Genomic DNA, 19852 nt, shown 5'->3' on the forward strand with positions numbered 1-19852 from the left:
GATTAGCAATTAATTATAGTAATTGCCCGGTGTGGTGGAAGTGTCCGACTTCCGGAGCATATCTTTGAAGTGGATATCGGTCATCCATTGTTTTCGGTTGAACACATAATCGGAGATGAACCGGTCGATCTCCGGCAGAAACTCCTGCATGGGATATTCCGACACTTCGTGTCCGATATCTTCCATACTGTAGAACATGTAAGGATACCGTTCGCGCCTGAATTTCTTCGCCAATGGTTTTGAACCAAACATACCGAGATTGAAAAACCGTGTCTTGCCATAGGGTACCAACCTATCGGCAGTGCCATGGAAGAAAAGGGTCGGAGCAGGCGGTTGGGTGTAGGACGGTACTCCTTCGGTACTGAAAATAGCACCGGCAAAGGAGATGACACCTGCATAGCGAAAGTCGTCCGGTAACACATTCGCCGAGGGATGGTTATCCCTGTTCTCATAGTCGGCCTGTAATACGGTGATGGCGCCCGCGCTTGATCCGCTGATAATGATCAGTGACGGGTCGATATGTAGCTCTGTCGCATTCTCAAGCAGATAGTGGGTGGCCGAATAGAGATCATCGACCGCCATGGCAATGGCGTTGCGTAGCGGCTTGGTATTGAATACCCCGGGTGCCTTCTGCTCTTTCATTCCCAGGCGGTAATCAATGGAAACGACGGTGAATCCCTTTTTAACGAAATAATTGAAAAAGGGATGATAGAGTGCCGCACCCCTTTCACCATTTTTGAATCCGCCACCGAAAACAAACAGCAGACAGGGTTGCGGTTGCAGGGTCGTGGAGTCGCTTTGATAAATATCCATCCTCAGTTCTTGCCCCGTCTTTTCAGCATAGAGACGTGTCTCTTTCCGCACTGTTTGCCCGAAAAGGGTCAGTGTCAGGAAAAGGAGGGCATTCAAAAGAAGTAGTTTATTAGTCATAGAATAGGTGAGTTATAAATTACCAATTACCAATTACCAATTACTAAGTAGCATATCGTTCAACCCATGAATCAGCACATCAATGAATTTATTGGCATTCCTTTCCGAAAGATTGCGCCCAGTTCCCGAGGATTGGGACAAATTATCCCGATTTATCGGGGGGATATCAGTCCATTAAGAAATCGGTAACCAGTTTCAATACTTCCGCTTTCGCCTGATTGTAATCGCCGTTATAGACCGTCACGTCGAATTGCGGAGCAAAGCTCATTTCATATTCTGCTTTCGCGAGGCGGGATTCGATCACTGCCGGAGTGTCGGTTCCCCGTTTTTCGAGCCGTTCACGCAGCACCTTTACCGATGGCGGCATCACAAAAATGCTCAAGGCTTGGTCGCCGTATATCTTTTTGATGTTTAATCCGCCAATGCAATCCACATCAAAGACAACATTCATCCCTTCGGCGAGAATGCGGTCCACTTCGCTTTTCAGTGTGCCGTAGAATTTATCTTTGTACACCTCTTCGTATTCGAGGAACTCGTTGTCAGCAATACGTCTGCGAAATTCTTCGGGCGTGAGGAAATAGTATTCAACACCGTTTTTTTCTTCCCCGCGTGGTTTACGGCTGGTTGCTGAGATGGAGAACCGGATATTCAATCCCTGTTCCAGTAAAAATCTTATTAATGTTGATTTTCCCGCACCCGAAGGCGCTGAGAAAATGATCAGTTTGGCCATCGTCATTCCGTTTTCCGTCATTGGCATTCAAAGCTTTGCCGGTAATTTATAGTACATTTAAAATTTGCTCTTTGATTTGCTCCAGTTCATCTTTCATTTGTACCACGATCCGTTGCATTCCCGATTGGTTGGACTTTGAGCCGAGAGTATTGATCTCGCGGCCAATCTCCTGCGCGATAAATCCGAGTTTTTTTCCCTGAGGCTCTTTCTCTTTCAGCGTGGAGATGAAATAATCGAGATGATGTGCCAGCCGGTTTTTCTCTTCATTCAAGTCCAGTTTCTCGATATAGTAGATCATTTCCTGTTCAAACCGATTTTTATCGTACTCGATCCCTTCCAAGCCGTTTAATCCCTCACGGATACGGCTTTTGACCTTTTCCACCCGTTCTTCCTCAAACGGTTCCACGGCTTCCAGCAGGGTGCGGATATTGCTGATCTTGGTTGCCAATACCCGGGCTAACATTTCCCCTTCCTGCCTGCGGAAAGCAATGGTATCGTCCACAGCCTGGTCCACGGCTTGTTCAATAACGTTCCACTCCTCGTCGCTCAACTCCTCCTGTTCCTGTCTCATCACATCCGGCAGGCGCAACAGTACCGGAAACCATTCCTGTGGCGGGGGGATATTCAACTGGTCCGCCAGACCCGAGATTTCCCGGTAATACTGGCCCAGCACGTTATAATCGATCTTCGATGTCACATCTTTGGCTATCACCTCCACATTCATGGAGAGGTCCACTTTGCCGCGCACAAGACGGCGGGCTAAAGAGTTCCGCAGGGCAATTTCTTTTTCGCGATAGGCCGAGGGAAGACGTGTAAACAAGTCAAATTGCTTGCTGTTTAATGATTTTATCTCAACTGTTATTTTCTTGTTCGGGAGTTCTGCCACGGCTTTGCCATATCCCGTCATTGAGTATGCCATTTTGTATGCTTTTAATAAAAATGTACTATTCCCGCCATGGCATAACACAAGTAAACCCGGCCACGCTCATTTTGATTAATAACTATTGTCCGGAGCAATGCTTCAAGCCAGCTTGACATTGCTCTCACTTAACCGTTATTTTAATGAAATAGTTATGCAAAGGTAGCGATTTTCGACATATTTCGGTCTCTTTGCGTGGTGAAAGTTAGAGGGTATCATTCAGGCATTCTCTATCCGTTTCTTTTGGTATTCTTCCTCTTTCATGCGACGGTCGGCCTTGTCACGCTCGTCGGCCAACCTTAAAAGTTTGCGCGCTTCCACAAGATTGGATACCAGAAGAACGATGCAGGCCACAGTGGCGAGATATTGTATGGATCCGGGGATAAATACTTCGACGGTGATAATGGTGCCTAATACCAATCGCACCTCTGTGGGACCGAAAATCCCCGAATCGATAGAGTACTTATTGACTATCTTATACCGTAGTTGGGCGGTGATCATCTCCCATCCGTACAGAATGACGAAGAAAAAACCTGCATATTTCCACCATCCGGGAGCATACATAGTGTAGCCGAATCCGATAAGGAAAGTACCGATCCAGTCTACCGTTACATCGAGTGAGAAGCCATACCATTTGCGGGGTTTGTTGCGGTAGTAGGCTAACCGTCCGTCGAGTGAGTCGCCCACCCAGTTGATGGCGAAACCGATAAGGGACAACAGAAGCCAGTGGCGATGCAGGAAGGCTCCCATCACAAAACTGCCAGCTACTGTCAGGTTACCGAAAAAACCGATGGCTGTGAGGCCGTCGGAAGAGATCCATGAAGGTATTTTTTGTACCAGATAGGCAATTGTTTTCTGTTCCCATTCGCGAAGTATATTCGTTCTCCGACGATCACTGGCGATAAGCCTGAGTGATTTCACCATTTCTCTTCTGTTATTCTTCATATGACTTTCCATTTTAATATTACCGTATCTTAATTGGAACGGTTCTTTGAAAAAAACGCCGAACTATTGCCATTGCAAATGTAGTCAATAAATTGAATGTTGCGGTTCTGTTACGAGAAAAAGTTTAATAAGATTTGAATAGTCTGTTTATTGAATGAAAAAGCCGCTCTTTACGGAAGCGGCTTTTGTAAGATCGGAAATCCTATTTATTGTTCACTATTTTCATTTTCATCGGTAGGAACAATCAATTTGTAACCTTTACCGTGGATATTGATAATCTCGATATTGGGCTCAGGTTTTAGCAATTTACGCAACTTGGTGATATACACGTCCATGCTGCGCGCGTTGAAATAGGTGTCCTCTTCCCATATTTGTTTCAGGGCATGATTCCGTTCCAGGATATCATTTGCATGCGCGCAAAGGAGCGAAAGCAACTCCGATTCCTTGGTGGTGAGTTTTGTCTGGGTGTCACCAATGGAAAGGATTTGCTTTTGGGTGTCGAATGTCATTGTGCCAAAGCTGTAGACTTGTTGTTCTTTGCTTTTCTTGCCTTTCACACGGCGGATGATCGCTTCAATACGAAGCACCAACTCTTCCATGCTGAATGGTTTGGTGATGTAATCATCGGCACCTGCTTTGAACCCTTCCAAGACATCTTCCTTCATATTTTTTGCAGTCAGGAAGATCACGGGGATTTCTGTATTGATGGTTCTTATTTCTTTTACAAGCGTAATTCCGTCTTTTTTAGGCATCATCACATCCACGATGCAAAGATCATACTTCGTCTTCACAAATCCTTTGAAACCGGCTTCCCCGTCGGGAAACAGATCGGTGTCAAACCCTTTTGCCTGGAGATATTCTCTCAGCAACATGCCAAGATTCTCATCATCTTCGCATAAAAAAATTTTTAACTTCTCTTCCATATCATTTTTGTGTTATTACGGGTAAACTTATTATAAATTTTGTTCCTTTTCCTAATTCACTGTCGGCACGAATGGTGCCGTCCATGTCAGTCACGATTTTTTTCACGTATGCCAGCCCCAGGCCGAATCCTTTCACATCGTGACGGTTGCCGGTAGGCACGCGATAAAACCGGTCAAATACTTTCTTCGCATCCTCCTTTCTCATTCCGATCCCATTATCCTCAATACTGATAATGATCTTGTTCCCTTCGTTTCTTGTGCGGATCATTAACTCCGGCGGAACATCCTTCTTCTTATATTTCAGCGCATTGTCGAGGATGTTGAAAATCACATTGGTGAAATGCATCTCGTCCACTTTAATGGTGGATTTCTCCGCCTGAAGGTCGATGTCGAGGGTCCCTTCCAGTTTTTCCACTTTCAACACATGCGTATTGGCCACACTCACCACCAGATCGTTGGCATCGATTTCTTTCATTTTCAGCGTGGCCTTCTGCTTGTCGAAAAGTGACATCTGCAGCACCTTTTCCACCTGAAAACTCAATCTTTTGGTTTCGTCGTGGATCACACCGGTGACATGTTTGAACACTTCGGGTGATTTCAGTATCGATTCATCCTTGAGCATCTGTGATGCCAGCGAGATGGTAGAGACGGGTGTTTTCAGCTCATGCGTCATATTGTTAATAAAATCGTTTTTCATTTCAGACAAACGCTTTTGCCTGAAGAGTGATACCACCGTAAATATAAACGTTATCAACAGGATAATCGTGAATATAAGCGACGGTATAAAGAAAGAAAGTTCGCCGTACACATAATTACTTCTCGTCGGGAAATAAACCCTCAGCCTGTTTAATTTTGCCGGCGGGTCTTTGGGAAACAGAATCTGATTGTAGATCGCGTCTTTCTGCTTTGTGGAGAACCCCGGTGAGGAGTAAACCACTTTGTTGTTGAAATCCACAATCTGAAAACTGAATGGCACATTCAACCCATTGTATGCCAGTTCGGATCGAATGTGTCGCTCCACGTCGTTGAAATCCACCCTTTTTTCAATCGGTTCATCACTTGCGCGTGTCATTATGTCCAGGATGACTTCATCCAGCAATTGACGTTCATGCAGATAGCGTTTCTGCAGAGATTGCTGCAAGTCGTACTGTGTCCTGGAGATGGTGCTGGAACCCTGGTTAGGGGATAAAAACACACTTTCCCGCTGTTGCCGCGGACGCGCCGACTGCCGTGCCCTGCTCAGTTCGATTCTTGTTTCACTTCCATCGGGGCTGGTAATCGTGGTACTGCTGCTTTTATTGGTGATGCTTGGCGAGATTTGCGGTCCGTTGTATTGTGAATACCTGTTTTCCGATTCAATCATATCCTGTTCCAGGTATCTTCGTGTTTGATCCTTTTCCAGGTCTTTCATCACGTTATACAGGCTTCTATTCACCTGCTCGTCGAATTGCTGAGTACGAATATCCAGACTGGTGCTCATATACCTGACCTGCAGGAATAACAATACAAAAAACGCGGTGAACATCACGATAGCAAGCAACCAGATAGTCGATTTTTTCATACACTTCTTTTACTTACCTCCGTTTTAGTGATAATTTTATTTCAAAGATCGTCTCTCTTGATTTTAATTTAACAAATAAACCGCTTTTTTGTTTAACACTTGTCCTTAAAATTAAAAAAAATCGTAATGGGATGGCTTTTACAACATAAATTAACAGAATGCCTTCAATTACGTATTCATTTTAGGATTTCTTTGGCGTGATCGAGACACATCACCACATCACATCACCGCGTCCTCACATCAATTTTGATCCATATTGAATCGGAGGCTTATTCCCGCGCTGGTGGTTGAGGTGGGGTAGGAACCCGATGAGACAAGCGGGCGGTGAACCATCTTGTCAAAAAAAGCACGCAAGGTGACCAACCTGCTTAATGAATAGTCGACGGAAAAGCTGACAGTGGTTGTCTTGATGCCGCTTGTGGCCTGCGTAAACCCTTCTTCAATTCTTCTGATCAGCGCATGGGTGATTTTCCGTGAAATATCGAGGCGGATATTCAGATCGTTACTGAACACGGCCCTCCTGTCGTCCGGTGGTGTCTCCCCGGCCGTTTTACCCGCGGAGGGTTTCCGGCGCTCTCTTTGCTTGGAATGATCCCCAAGGCCAATGACGCGGTTGAAGTGCTGGATACGGTATCCCAGACCGGTCACAATATCGCGGTCACTCGTCTCCACAACCTGATAGGAAGCAATGTTGAGGTTGAGCGCTCTGCTCCTGTTGATCCTGAAATGGAGGCTTATGTTGTTATCCCATACTCCCCGGGCTTCGATCAGTGGATTGAAACTCTCCTGAATACTTGCGGAAGATATGTTGAATGGAGAGGAGGGGATAGGAGAGCCGGATACCGCGTCGCGTATATACCCCAGCTCGCTTCCAGGGGAGAGAGGCACCCAGCTCATAAAGGATTCGAACGATCCGATCCTGTACTGGGAAAGGTATTGATGGGTGAGGGTGAGCGACTGCATATGTTCACCCAGTTGAGGCAGCAGTCTTATCAGGTTATACGAGACAAGCCAGTTGGGCAATAGCGCGGAGATATCCGGAAAAGGAGTGAGCCCCACCGATTCCGGGTTTTTGCCTGTGTAAGCGGCCAGGAAAGCGGGGATAAGCACATCGGCCGAGTTGATATCCACGTCGCCCGTACTGCTGTCGAAGGGTTTACCCTCGTAGTCGCTCCCGGCAAGGAATCCTCCTGTCGGGTAGTTTGTGCCTGCGTATTGTTGCCTGGTACGTTCCGCGATGATGTGCCGGTTCTCGAGGAACTTTTCGAAGGCGGGTGAACGGTAGTTGTTGTCTGCCTGGGATGTTTCAAAAGCCGAAGAAAGGGTCTGTACGGTCATGGCGAAACTGCCACCCCTCTTTTTGGGCATATCGTCGAACATATATTGGATTTCTGTACGATGATTTTTTTCATACAAGGCATTCAGGTCTATCCTTAGGCCCGGAAGCGGCTCTAAGGAGGCATCGAGGCGCAGATTCCTGGTTTCGTTATAGATCGCCGGGGTGATGTTGTTTTCGTTGAGCACAAGCAGGTTATTGGTTTTCAACTTCTCGACGAACCGCTCGCCACCCTCTAGCCCGAAAGCAAACTTCCATCCGGGTTGTAGCCTTCCTGGCATGTGAGCCTGCCCCAAAAAGTCGCCGATCATTCCCTCAAAGCCGGGGATATCGCTACGCGACCGGTATCCCCAATTGACGCTGACACTGCGGAGCATCATCAGCGTCTGTGCGGCATACCGCGCAAAATCCTGAGCGGTGCTGTTCCATGCTCCGGGAGGGGTGGCGGCCTGGCGTATGTTTCCCCCGTTGCCTTCCCTGTCGTCGTTTTGAGGGTGCCATTCACCGGCAAAACGGTTGTTGACCTCCCGTAAAAAGGGAATTTTATTGTAGAGCGATACCATGTTGAAACGATGGTTGAGTGTGAACGAAAGGTCGTTCTGCAAAAAATTGCCAATCCTCTCGTCTTCTATCATCGCGCCTCGTTCCCAGCTGTAGCGGGAGTGATAGGCCGCACTGGAGCTAATCCAGTCGAGCAGTGGAATATGGGCGAACGGCAGGGTGTAGGTCACGTCGGCCGTCTGCGCGTAGTTCAGCGGTTTTCCCAGTTCGCGGATGCTCCGCATCACTGAGTCTTTCCATATCGAGTAATCGTTCCTGTTAAGCGCTTTGTTCACCTGCAGATAAGGTTCCTCGATCTCGGCGACGGTACCCGACCGGAAAGCGGTTCTCAGGTTGCGCGTCAGATCCCAGGTAATGGAGATATCCCGATTCCAAAAGAAATTACGGCTGAACGACAAGTATTTTTGCCCTGCTTGTGTGATCCCCTCGGCATAGGCGTTCAGGTCGCGTAACTGCACCTCTTCATAATGGCGCCTGAGATCGGAGCTGAGCCGGATATTATTGGGCAGGTAATTGAGGTGCATTGCCCGGAGCGGTTTTGTCCAACCGGAATTGGAGTTGCTGTTCTTGAATGGTTCCCAGGTCTTGGTCTGTGGTGTGTAGTCATAATTGGCCTGGATCCTGAAGTCTCTCACAGTGGCATATTCGGTATCGGGGCTTCGGCGTTGGTTTTCGTTGCGGGCGTAGGTAAAACTGAAATTGGCCGGGTCATAAGGCATCGGCTGTTTACTTTTGATATCCATCTTCACGTTGCTGAGGCTGAGGCTCACATCTTTGATGCCTGTGGTGGCGATTCGCCGTATCGAGTCGCGCAGGAGCGGTGTGGCGGATTGTTGAAGGGATTCTGACAGGAGTATATCCTGGTTGAAGGGATCGTAGAGGGGGGCGGTGAGTTGGTTGGAGTAGGAGAAGTAGAGAGGTGCCGACAGCTTGACCTGTTTGGGAAGAAAGCGTCCCATTTCCAGATTCAATGCCAGTTGTACTGATGTGAAATCATCGTCGCGTCGTTGCAATAGGCTTTGGCTAAGTGCTCCAAAGCCGGCCGTCTCTTTCCGGCCGGAGAAGCTGACTGTCCCGATGTCGGACAGCGCCAGTTGCACATTTCCTTGTGCCGCCCAGCCTCCTTTCTGGTCGAATTCGCTCAAACGTAGTTCGTTGACCCATATTTCCGCCGACCTGTGACTGTCGGTGTTATTTCTGATGCCGATCATCAGTACTTTTACTTCGGCCAGCGACGGATTGCCGGTGATGGTGATCCTGTTTCCCTGCTTCTCGGGATCGTGGCGTGTGTAAGGTGTGAAAAAGGATACTCGGTCATCGTGTTGTTTGTCCGCATTGCGTGCTAATTTCAGGTTGGTAAGCAGCGCAAGCGGGAAATCGAACATATTCTCTCCGGGCCACACCTTTTCCTGATCCGGCAGGTTGTTGGAGCTGTATTGCCCCTCGGGGGTGAGCCGCAGAGGGATCTCGTATTCATAGTAATTATTCCTGTAATCCGATCCCAGCCGCAGGAAGATAGAGAGGTCGCCATCCTGTAGGGTTCCCGGATCTTCAGGCAACCGTTCCGCGTGGACAAACATCTGCAGGCGTTTGTATCGACGCAGGTCGTACATGCTGCCCTTATAGACTGCGCGGCTGTCATCCGGATCGAGACCGGTCACTTTCAGGGAGAGCGACTGTTCATTTTCCTGCCGTAGTTGGGGTTGTCCCGGATCGAGAATGCGGGTGACACCCGGCGGAAGGACATAATTGACTGGCGCGCGGCGGCCGTTCTCCTCGATATTGACCGTGGAGATATCGAGGTTGCCCGATCCTTTGACCGCTCCACCGGAGGCGAGATCATTGCGGTAGTTCCTCCATTCGCTCCGTTTCAGTTCCAGAGTGGCAAAGCGCAGGAATTGCGGTTCTTCGAAACCGGTAAGGAACATCCGCATAAAACGGATGTTATTGAACCCCTCTATATTGCCTGTTTTTACCTGATATTCGCGGATAGGGATTTTAAATTGATACCAGGTGACCTTCCCGTCCGTTCCGTTTCGTAGCCGTACGCTCGTTTCCCGTTTGTCTGCGATGAAATTGGTTCCCACCTCCATCGCTTCGGGGCGGAGGGAGATTTTGTACTGGTAATAGGACTCATTCTCATTGAGGGTGTTGTCATTGTCGATATCTTCTACGTCGGGAGTGGCCCGTGAGGCTGAGGAATAGGAATTCCCCTCTTCCGGGGAGAGTGAATTTCCTTCTGTGCCGTTGAAATACTTATACCGGTCGAGGATACTCAACTGTTGCCTGTCCTGTTCCGTTCCCCGGTAATGGCGGAAACGGTCCCCGGCCGGATCATTGAGCGGTGAATGGGCATCTTCCCGCATCCGCGAAAGGGTTTCACCCGACAGGCGGGGACGCAATGTTTCCAGATAATCCCTGTAAGCGGGATATGATTTTTCTTCTTCGCTGCTCAAGCCGTTCAGCCCCACATCCTGTAGCCGGCGGGATTCGTCGCCTCGGGAATTGTCGAAAGCATACACGGTGGACTGGCGCTTGGGGTACTTTCCCCATACCGAATAACCTACGGCTGTGGTATCCCCGTCGACCGGCAGTCCGTTCTCAAAGAATTTCTTGCCGTCTTTCAACACATCTTCCGATATTTCCCCCAGGTTAAAATAGAGGTCGCCCCCTTGTGAGGTGCCCAGCGTGTCATTCACGAAAGGATCCATCAGCCAGAACTCTATGTATTCGATATTGGCCGCTTCAAAATCGCGGACATCCATCCGGCGTGTAATGCCACCCCAGCGGTCCTGTGGATTGAGGAGCCTGCCCTCACTGTCCACGTTGGTGTCGAGGTTATAGGGTCCCCGCTCGTTAGGATAGTAAGAGAGATTGAGTACCGGGATGGTGGCGGGTTGCCCGAAATAGGCATCCCTGCCGGGGAATATCTCCCGTTCATAGACCTCCCGCACGCGGTGGTCGGAGAGCTGTTTGGCGTCGTTCCTGATATGGGAGGGGGTGAGTCCCGAGTTTCTGTAGGTGAACATGCCGTCGATATGGAACCACGCCAGTTGCGCCCGGTTTTTGCCGTATTCGATATTGTTGGAAAGAGTCGCTTCGGGAAATAACCCGGTGGAGGTGTTGTTATAAGGTGTGGCGGCAAGCGACCAGGTGTAAGGGTTGCGGAGGTCGATCCCTGAAGCGGAGGACTCGAAATCGTCGAGATAGGAATAACCGCCCAGGTGTTTGTTTTTGTAATGTCCCGCGATCAGATGGGCAAATTCCAGCCTGGCCGATAGTTGGGAGGGAGCGGTAGCTTCCACGAACGGCAGCAGGTTGAGCAGGTTGGTCAGCGCGATGGACTCTTTTTTATAATCCATGTTGAGTCCCCACAGGGTGTTTTTTGCCGACTCATCGCCAAAAGCGGTTTTCATGATAAGCGGTTTTTCGTAATAGTGCATCAGCGTGGCACCGGCGGAGAAATTCTTTGAGAAGTTGTAAAGTAGATTCACCCCCATCAGCGTTTTGCGTTGCGTCTGTGATGCCATCCGGTTTTCGAGTGTGACGCTCACAGGGGTGCCGGCATCGATGATTGACCGGTTGATAATACGTACTACGCCGGAGAGATAATCCACAGTGTAATCCACCCCCTCGGTCAGGGTGACGCCGCCGGCAGTTACCCTGACCGAGCCCCGCGGGACATTCGTGGTGTTCAGGTTGATCTCTGCCCCTGATGAACCTCTGTACTCGCCACTCATGCGGAATTTGTTCTTTTCCGGCACCTGGCGGGCAGTGGTGAGCGTGGAGTCATATAACTCCTGATAGACAAAGCGGTCAGCCACGACATCGTCACCGATTCTTTCCCGGAGGTGTGAGCCGAATGGCTCCACCACGGGGAAGATGATACGTCCGTTTCCACTGTCAATGGTGTAACTGTCCAGAAAGTCGAAGATCCCGTCGGGATAGGGATCATTGCGTGAATTGAGCCTGTCGAGGTTCATCACCTGCAACAGTAATTTTTCCTCGATCCCGCTGTTGGGAAGATAGTTCAGGTAAATGCCGGTAGTATCGCTCTGGTAGGTGATCTGCAGTTTGAAATGTTCTTTCTGCAAATCGTAAGCGCTGTAACCTACGGAATAGATGTTTTTCATCATCAGGTGCCAGGTGTAAGATCGTGGGGAGAGGGAAACCGGTTTCAGCAGTTTCACGAAGAGCGCGCCTCCCCCCACATCATCGGAAAATTCTCCTACCTGGTATACCTGTCCGTTGCGGGTGTATTCAAAAGCGACCGCCAGCACTTCGTCCGCCTGCAACGGCATTTGAAGCGAGATATAGCCTAACTGCGTCTGGAATGTGTATTCCGACGGGTTGAGAAGACGTGCGTTTTCGAGTTTCTCATAATCTACACCACGCACTATGTTGTCAGGCAATGCATTGTCGGTGGCGGCGATATCCCTCGCGCCGGCATACGCGGTGACAAGCTGTCCGTACATGGAGTTGGCGCGGTTATGCGGGTACTCTTCACCTCCCTGCGCTGCCCAGAAAGGGTTATGTATGGTATTGTGCTCCCCCAGGTCGGCAAACGCGACAAGGTTTCTCACCTGATCGTAATTGCCCTGTTTATTGGTGACCCATACCTCCATTCGCGTGATCGAGACCGGCGACTGGACGTAGGGTAACTTGGCCAATGCGTGGTCGTATGATTCACGGAAATAGTAACCCAGGAAAAAGTGCCTGTTCGCGTCATATTGGTCGGCATTGAATTCGAACGGTGTGGTTTGTACCCCCCCGCGGCTATTCACCGTCTGTGTTTCCGATTGTTGCTGGGAAAAGAGAGTGTTGACATGTAGTTTGCCGAACTGCAGATCCGCTTTTATGCCGAAGAGTGCCGTCCCCCCGTTGATAAGTGAATTGGTGGTGGTCATGCTCACATTCCCCGCCTCTATATTCCTGATGATCTCATCTTCATCGCCCTTGTATGCCAGTTTTATCTGTCTGGCATCCAAATCGAAAGTGGCCTCGTTGTCGTAGTTGATATTGAAGTCAATCTTATCGCCCACCTTCGCGTTCATATGGAGTTGAATCTGCTGATCGAAATCGAACCGGTTGCGTACACGTGCCCGTTGCGGCAGAGTGGGGTTGTTGTTCACATCCCTTTTTAACCCCGCGGAAATTTCTATAGATCCTTGAGTGGCCAACCGTACCCCTCCGGGACCAAAAATGGTGGCACCCTGATTATTCCTCGCCCGCTGTCGGGAAAGTGGAGTGGGGCGGACGGGTGGCGGGCTGCTGTCGACTGAAGCATTACGATCCCTGAAATGAGTGTTTTGCATCTGCTTCAGACGATATTGCATATACTCCTTTGGTGTCATGACAATGGGTATGCCGACCACCATATCGCCGATCGTCCGTTCAATGATATAGAGGTTGGTATTATGATCGTACCGGACTTCTGTTCGCACCGAGGGAGGATCCTGCAAATGGGAGGGAATGATATTGGAGGTAAGGGTGCTGTCGGGCGGTTCGGAGACTGGGGGACTGGATGACTGGGCGGACTGGGTGGACAGAGGGGACTGGGGAGGCACGGATTGTGCATATAGGCCCTTGCCGCCTTGCCTCAAAAGAGGGAACGGGCATATAAAACAATACGCACATAGGAGAATGAGCATACGAACTCCATACGGCCATCGTGAGAAGAAAGGAGAGATAGCCGTGTGGATAAGAAAGGATATGTGACTAATTTTTCTCAGAGAAACAACAGCTTGACAGGATTCATCTATTCAAATCCGTATTACGTAATCAGCCTGTCATCATCTCTTCAAAATATCATTCATCAGTGTATGGTGGAGTGAAGCGAGTTGGTCGCCGACAATGTCGACAATGTTATAACCTTTTCAATGCCTCTTTGATCACGCTTTCCACCGGTAACGCGGGCGATTCTTTCAATATCTTCGACACTACTTTCTGTGAGGCGGCCTGTACGAAGCCGAGCATCACAAGGGCGGAGACAGCCGCATGACCTGTCTCGGAGAGGTCGCTTTTCGTGGGAAGTTGAATGGTGCCGCCCTCATCACTCATTTTGATCTTGTCTTTCAGATCGACAATAATTCTTTGTGCTGTCTTGGCGCCGATCCCTTTTACGGATTGTAGCACTGTGGCGTTCTCCGTGACGATCACATTTTCCAGTTCCCTTGAATTGAGGGATGAAAGGATGATCCTTGCTGTGCTGGGGCCTACGCCCGAGACGGAGATAAGAGAAAGGAACAGTTCCCTCTCATGTTTGTCCCTGAACCCGAATAGCACATGGGCATCCTCACGGATGGACTCATACACGTAGAGTTTTGCCGTGGATTCCTGGCTGATCGCGCCGTAAGTGTTCAGTGAGATATTCAATTGATAGCCGATACCGCCACATTCCAGTGTCGCGTAGGTTGGTGTAAGTTCCGCTATCTCTCCTTTGATATAATCGATCATTTTGATGTAATAAGTTGATTACGTAATACCGCTGTTATAACGGTGAAATTTATAAAAAAGTATATCCGGGAGAGAAAAAGATCCATCTCTCCATTGCACTTTTGTCAGTCGTAAGATTGCCACTTGATCATACGACTGGGATATTTCACGAAAAGGTATGTCCTTTGGCCAATCCCCCTTCGCCGGTCTCCTTATAGAGTGATGGCAGGTCGTGTCCCGTTTCTTTCATTACATTCACCACTCGGTCGAACGAAACCCGGTGAATGCCGTCCGTGAATGATGAATAGAGGTTGGCGTCCAATGCCCTCGCGGCAGCATAGGCATTGCGTTCAATGCAGGGGATCTGTACCAGTCCACATACCGGATCACAGGTCATTCCCAAGTGGTGCTCCAGCCCCATCTCCGCCGCATACTCAATCTGGGCGGGACTTCCCCCGAAGAGCTGACTGGCTGCCGCGGCAGCCATGGCGCAGGCAACACCCACCTCTCCCTGGCATCCCACCTCGGCACCCGAGATAGAGGCATTCTCTTTTACGATATTACCCACTAAGCCCGCAGTGGCCAATGCGCGGAGCATCCTGTTCTTACTGAAACTGCGGCTCTCTTCAAGATGGTAAAGTACAGCCGGTACCACTCCACAGGAGCCGCAGGTAGGCGCCGTGACAATTTCTCCGCCCGAGGCGTTCTCTTCCGATACCGCCAGGGCATAGGCGAAGACCCGTCCCCGCGATTGCAATGAGGCTTTGTATCCTTTGGCTTTGATAAAGTAACTTGCCGCTTTACGATGCAGGCTTAAGGGTCCGGGCAATACCCCTTCATTATCGAGCCCCCTTTCCACGGCACTCTTCATTACCTGCCATACCTCCGCGAGATAATCCCATATCTCTTTGCCTTCGTGCTCTTCCACATATTCCCAATAGCTTCTTCCGGTTTTTTCGCACCAATCCATTATCTCCGTCAGGGTGGTCATCGGATAAATATCTTTACCTTCTTTCCCTGTGACCCCGATCGTTTTTTCTCCATCGAAAATCTTGCCGCCACCCACGCTGTAGACCGTCTGTGAACCTGTTACCTTCCCGTCGCTGTCGTATGCCTCCAGTTTCAACGCGTTGGGATGATAAGACAGGAATGTCCTCGGCAGCCATTCGATGGTGGTTGGTGCGACCGGCTCCAGGACGCTCAGGATTGCTTCGTCGGTCAAGTGTCCTTTTCCCGTGGCAGCTAAACTACCGTAAAGTGTGACGGTGAATTTCTTCGCTTCGGGATGATTTCCGGCGAACATCGCTGCCGCTTTTTTCGGCCCCATAGTATGGCTGCTGGAAGGTCCGTTCCCGATGCGGTAAAGTTCTCTGATTGATTGCATAAAATAAATGTGAAATTAAGTTCCTGCAAAGTCTTTGCAAAGGTAATGATTATTTCATATGATTATTTTATTTTTTTATTTCGGTATATGGACCCTTACGGGCTGTCGCCGGCTAATAGGCCATGTCGACAGATCCACCGGAGAGTTAAATTCGTTTTTGGATATTTTTGTACCTTTGAAGTTTTAAGAACGAAATAGTTGGAAGGGAAAAATGAGTGCAAAGAAAAAATACAGTTACGATATTGGGACGCATGATATCGATTTTCGGCGTAGAGTTTCACTTAGGTCGCTCACCAATATGGTGTTAATGACTGCGAGCAGGAACGCGGAAGAAAACGGTTTCGGGCTGTTGGAGTTACAGACGGAGCATTATACCTGGGTGCTTTCACGCTTGGTGATCGATATGGCACGGTTCCCTGCTGAACAGGATTCCTTTGCCATAGAGACCTGGATCGAACATGTGGGTACAACATTTACTACCCGTAATTTCCGGATGAGGGACGGTGCCGGCACAGTAATCGGACATGCGAAATCTTCTTGGGCGGTCATCAATATGCGGACACGCCGTAGCGTGCGCTTAGATACTATCCCCGGGATCCAACAATTTATTGTGAACGAAAGTATACCGTTGGATGAGCCGGCCAGGATTGCCAATGTGGAAGGGGAGGCGGCCAATAGTTTTATCGTGAAATACAGTGAAATAGATGTCAATGGCCATGCCAACAGCTTGAATTATGTGCAGTGGTTGTCAGATTGTTTTTCGCTCGATTTTTACCGGAAGCATTATATCCGGCGGTTTGAGATCAACTTCCTGAAAGAGATCACTTATGGCGACAGAGGAGCGGTCCTCCGGCAGATGATTGCTCCCGAAGATTACCTTTTCCAGGTTGAAACAACAGAAAAAGGAATTGCTTGTCGCGCACGGATACTGTTTGAGAAGGCGACAAAGGTGGCAGATGAGGAGGCGGTTTACCCGTTAATTTTTCCCTGATCCGTTGTCTTTTCCCCCAAAATTAAATACTACAGGAATCGCTGCGGGCGATTTCAGGACGGTGTTTCCCACTGTTAATTTGGGCCATAACTTCACCGTGACGGAAGTCTCATTGGGCGTGATTCCCAGAAAAGCGCTCATCTCATTGGCGACCCGCTGTTGTGAATAACGGTTCATCACATTTCTCAGATCGACGCTGATGGGGATGGGAACCACTTTGGTCTCTCCCGGTTCAATGCGGATAGGGATATCCATTTTTCCTTCCACAAATTCCATCTCATTGATCAGGATGGCATAATCCAATGCGTCAAGGAAAGCGGCGTTTTTGTTGGGATTGGTCACATCCATATTCAGGGTCATGCTGAACGGTATGTTTTGCATGGTGGATACCCCGGCCAGCGCGGTGGCGATGGATGCCAGTTTCGATACGGAGATGGCAGAAGCATTTCCCAGATTTATCCCTGCCAGTTGGATGTTGTCTAACGAACGATAGCGGTATTCACTTTGTGAAAGTTGGTAGGCTCCTCCGATTTTATTCACTACGTCGCAGCCGTTGCACAGAAAGGCCACGCTAAGGAGCAGGATCATCTTTTTCATACGATTAAAACTATTTATTTGTTTTTTTTAATACTCACCATGGTCGCTCCATAGCCATATTCGCGAAAAGAGGCGTCCTGGTAAAAACATTGGGGATAATTCTTTTTCAACGCTTTGATGATGGCATTCCTGAGTACGCCATCCCCTTTCCCGTGGATAAACACAATTTTGTGATTTTTGCGATGAATATGTTCATTCATCACCTCATTGAATTTATTCAACTGATATTCCAGTATTTCCGCATTATTCATTCCCGCGGTGGAGTCAAGCAATGCGTCAATATGAAGATCGACTTCGGTTGTGGTCTCTTTCCTTGCTTTTTCGATCCGTGCTCTCCGCGGTCGATCGTCCTGCCTTTTTTTTTCTTTCATGGCCTGCTCCAGATCACCTGCGGAAATGCGAAGCTTATCTTCCGGGATATCATTTCGCATGATAAAACAGGTAATGGCATCGTCTTCGAAGTAATCGTTCTCATGAAAACTATGCAACTTATAGAACTTCACCGTATCGACACGCAGTTCCACCGAACAGGGATTCTTGGCACTGAAGGGTTTGTTCCGCTTGAATGCGATGAACTGCACGGTCACCTTCCCTATTTCATTAAGATCTCCTTTTTCGAGTTCTTCCAGAAATATTTTGGTGTTCGGTTCGATAAGCCCGCTATAGCGTATTTTCAGGGAATCTCCTTCCCGGCTCATGTAATTAAAAAAGAGATAGTAATTACTGTCGTTCACGAAATAACATTCGTAGGTTGTGGATGACAGATTCTTTATATCCATGGGAAGCCATGCCAGACAGGCTGTGATCTTCTCTCCTTCCGGAGTTTCTTCAGGCAATTCTTCCTCCTTTTTCTCTCCCGCTGGTGGGTTGAATCCTGAAGGGGCGGGAACTGTATCATAAGAGAACTCCTCCTTTTCGGTCAATTGTCCCGGCTTTTCGTTACCTGCCGGTTGCACCACCACGCATTCCGAAATCAGTACCGGCACGTCGAAGCCATGTTCATCTTCCACGATTACCACCTGTTTGTTTCGGAATCCCTTTACAATCCCTCCCCCTACCGTATTGAGAAAACGGACCGTGGCTCCTATTGTTAATTTATTCATTCTAATATCTCAGCGTGTTTCATTTGTCAAGGCGTGTTTATGACGGAAGCGCCTGTTTGACCCTTTTATTCTTGTTACGTATTGCAAAGTTGACTAATTTTGCGGAATAAAATCATTAATTATTACGAAAAATCATTTTTGTGATAGTAAAAAAATGTAAGATTAAAAAATCAGATGCAAAAGGAAAAGATCCGTCAACTGCAAATATCCCAATATAATTATCCTCTTCCCGACGATAGAATAGCGAAATACCCCCTTCCACAAAGAGACGCATCCAAGCTGTTGTTGTACAGCGGTTTGCAGATCAGCACCTTCCAGTTCAGTGAACTGCCGGAGTTGCTTCCGGAAGGAAGTTTGCTCCTGTTTAATGATACCCGGGTGATTCATGCCCGTTTGTTGTTTCAAAAGGAAACCGGTGCCCAGATTGAAGTATTTTGCCTCTCGCCGCATTATCCGGCCGACTATGGGGTGAATTTTCAGCAACGCCGCGCATGTTCATGGAATTGTATGATCGGGAATGCCAAGCGATGGAAAGGAGAGCCCTTACAGATGCGGATACCCGTCAATAAAGGCATAGTGGGGCTGAAGGTTGAAAAGGCCGGGGTTACGGATGGTGATGATACGGTGGTGCGGTTCTCCTGGGACAATGAGGAGTTTACATTTTCGGAATTATTGGAAATTGCCGGGAAGTTGCCTGTTCCTCCTTATCTGAATCGTCCTTCGGAAGCAAAAGACGATGAGACTTATCAAACAGTCTACTCCCGTTTCGAAGGGTCTGTGGCGGCACCCACTGCCGGATTACACTTCACGGAAGGGATGATGGGGCGGCTTCGTCAGAAAGGAATCCGAACGGCAGAGGTAACCCTGCATGTGGGTGCGGGCACCTTCAAACCGGTGAAAAGCGAAACCATTGCCGACCATGAGATGCATGCCGAATTTATCTCTGTGCCAAAAGAGACGATTGAGCAGTTGCTGCATCATTCAGGGAAGGTCGTGGCGGTGGGAACCACCTCCATGCGTACCGTGGAGAGCCTTTACTATATAGGAAAGAAACTGGGTGTTAATCCCGGGTTGTCGGGTCATGAACTGGACGTGAAGCAATGGGAACCGTATGATGGTACACCGGATATCGCCCCCAAGCAGGCGCTCCGCAATATTCTCCGTCATCTCGAAGAGACCGGGCGGCAACGGCTCATCTCTTCCACCCGACTGATGATTGTGCCTGGCTACGAATTTCATTTTCCCAATGCCATTATCACGAATTTTCATCAGCCTCAAAGCACACTCTTGCTGCTTGTCTCAGCATTCGTGGGTGATGATTGGCATAAGATATACGACTATGCGCTGGAGAATGATTATCGGTTTCTGAGTTATGGCGATAGTTCCTTGTTGTGGAAATAGTAGAATAAAATACAAAAAGCCTATTTTTGGTTAAAA

The 19852-nt window shown here is 48.7% G+C and carries 14 protein-coding genes; 3 read left to right on the forward strand and 11 right to left on the reverse strand.

The features are described 5' to 3' along the window. Positions 1-9: 9 nt before the first annotated feature. The 7 genes from D7D25_RS10675 to sprA all read right to left on the reverse strand — a co-directional run bounded on the left by D7D25_RS10675 (position 10) and on the right by sprA (position 13472). Entirely contained in the window at positions 10-930 is a 921-nt protein-coding gene (locus D7D25_RS10675; protein ID WP_122968948.1) for an alpha/beta hydrolase, read from the reverse strand. A gap of 166 nt (positions 931-1096) precedes the next feature. After that, the gene (gmk, locus tag D7D25_RS10680) at positions 1097-1660 is read right to left on the reverse strand and encodes a guanylate kinase (protein ID WP_122969019.1); all 564 of its coding nucleotides are present in this window, start codon (positions 1658-1660) and stop codon (positions 1097-1099) included. A 46-nt stretch (positions 1661-1706) separates the two neighbouring features. Next, positions 1707-2579 (reverse strand): YicC/YloC family endoribonuclease, encoded by an 873-nt coding sequence (locus D7D25_RS10685; RefSeq protein ID WP_185140249.1) that lies wholly within the window; start codon positions 2577-2579, stop codon positions 1707-1709. Positions 2580-2798: 219 nt separating this feature from the next. Beyond that, complete coding sequence (locus tag D7D25_RS10690) at positions 2799-3524, reverse strand: CDP-alcohol phosphatidyltransferase family protein (protein ID WP_255417268.1); 726 nt, start codon at positions 3522-3524, stop codon at positions 2799-2801. Between the two features lie 206 nt (positions 3525-3730). After that, positions 3731-4447, reverse strand: a complete 717-nt coding sequence (locus D7D25_RS10695; protein ID WP_019539830.1) for a response regulator transcription factor — start codon at positions 4445-4447, stop codon at positions 3731-3733. 1 nt (position 4448) lies between these two features. Beyond that, positions 4449-6008 (reverse strand): sensor histidine kinase KdpD, encoded by a 1560-nt coding sequence (locus tag D7D25_RS10700; protein ID WP_122968950.1) that lies wholly within the window; start codon positions 6006-6008, stop codon positions 4449-4451. A 240-nt stretch (positions 6009-6248) separates the two neighbouring features. Then, entirely contained in the window at positions 6249-13472 is a 7224-nt protein-coding gene (sprA, locus tag D7D25_RS10705) for a cell surface protein SprA (RefSeq protein ID WP_255417269.1), read from the reverse strand. Between sprA and D7D25_RS18540 the strand changes: the two genes are divergently transcribed. Further along, positions 13378-13623 (forward strand): hypothetical protein, encoded by a 246-nt coding sequence (locus tag D7D25_RS18540; RefSeq protein ID WP_255417272.1) that lies wholly within the window; start codon positions 13378-13380, stop codon positions 13621-13623. The genes sprA and D7D25_RS18540 overlap by 95 nt on opposite strands. A 147-nt stretch (positions 13624-13770) precedes the next feature. On the opposite strand, the gene ruvA is transcribed toward D7D25_RS18540, so the two are convergent. Beyond that, on the reverse strand, positions 13771-14361 hold the full coding sequence (ruvA, locus tag D7D25_RS10710) for a Holliday junction branch migration protein RuvA (RefSeq protein ID WP_122968952.1): 591 nt from the start codon (positions 14359-14361) through the stop codon (positions 13771-13773). A 145-nt stretch (positions 14362-14506) separates the two neighbouring features. After that, positions 14507-15724 (reverse strand): L-serine ammonia-lyase, encoded by a 1218-nt coding sequence (locus D7D25_RS10715; RefSeq protein WP_122968953.1) that lies wholly within the window; start codon positions 15722-15724, stop codon positions 14507-14509. Between the two features lie 211 nt (positions 15725-15935). On the opposite strand from D7D25_RS10715, the gene D7D25_RS10720 reads away from it, so the two are divergent. Continuing rightward, positions 15936-16715 carry an acyl-[acyl-carrier-protein] thioesterase gene (locus tag D7D25_RS10720; protein WP_122968954.1) on the forward strand — a complete coding sequence of 260 codons (780 nt, stop codon included), beginning with the start codon at positions 15936-15938 and terminating at the stop codon, positions 16713-16715. On the opposite strand, the gene D7D25_RS10725 is transcribed toward D7D25_RS10720, so the two are convergent. Together D7D25_RS10725 and D7D25_RS10730 are read right to left on the reverse strand one after the other, a co-directional pair. Then, positions 16701-17312 carry an LEA type 2 family protein gene (locus D7D25_RS10725; protein WP_122968955.1) on the reverse strand — a complete coding sequence of 204 codons (612 nt, stop codon included), beginning with the start codon at positions 17310-17312 and terminating at the stop codon, positions 16701-16703. The two genes, D7D25_RS10720 and D7D25_RS10725, sit on opposite strands and share 15 nt — an antisense overlap. A gap of 14 nt (positions 17313-17326) precedes the next feature. After that, positions 17327-18415 (reverse strand): DUF2027 domain-containing protein, encoded by a 1089-nt coding sequence (locus D7D25_RS10730; protein ID WP_122968956.1) that lies wholly within the window; start codon positions 18413-18415, stop codon positions 17327-17329. A 174-nt stretch (positions 18416-18589) separates the two neighbouring features. Between D7D25_RS10730 and D7D25_RS10735 the strand changes: the two genes are divergently transcribed. Next, a complete protein-coding gene (locus D7D25_RS10735; protein ID WP_122968957.1) occupies positions 18590-19816 on the forward strand; it encodes an S-adenosylmethionine:tRNA ribosyltransferase-isomerase in 1227 nt (408 codons plus the stop codon). Positions 19817-19852: the final 36 nt, after the last annotated feature.

It is taken from the genome of Proteiniphilum sp. X52, from assembly GCF_003712195.1.
Lineage (GTDB): Bacteria > Bacteroidota > Bacteroidia > Bacteroidales > Dysgonomonadaceae > Proteiniphilum.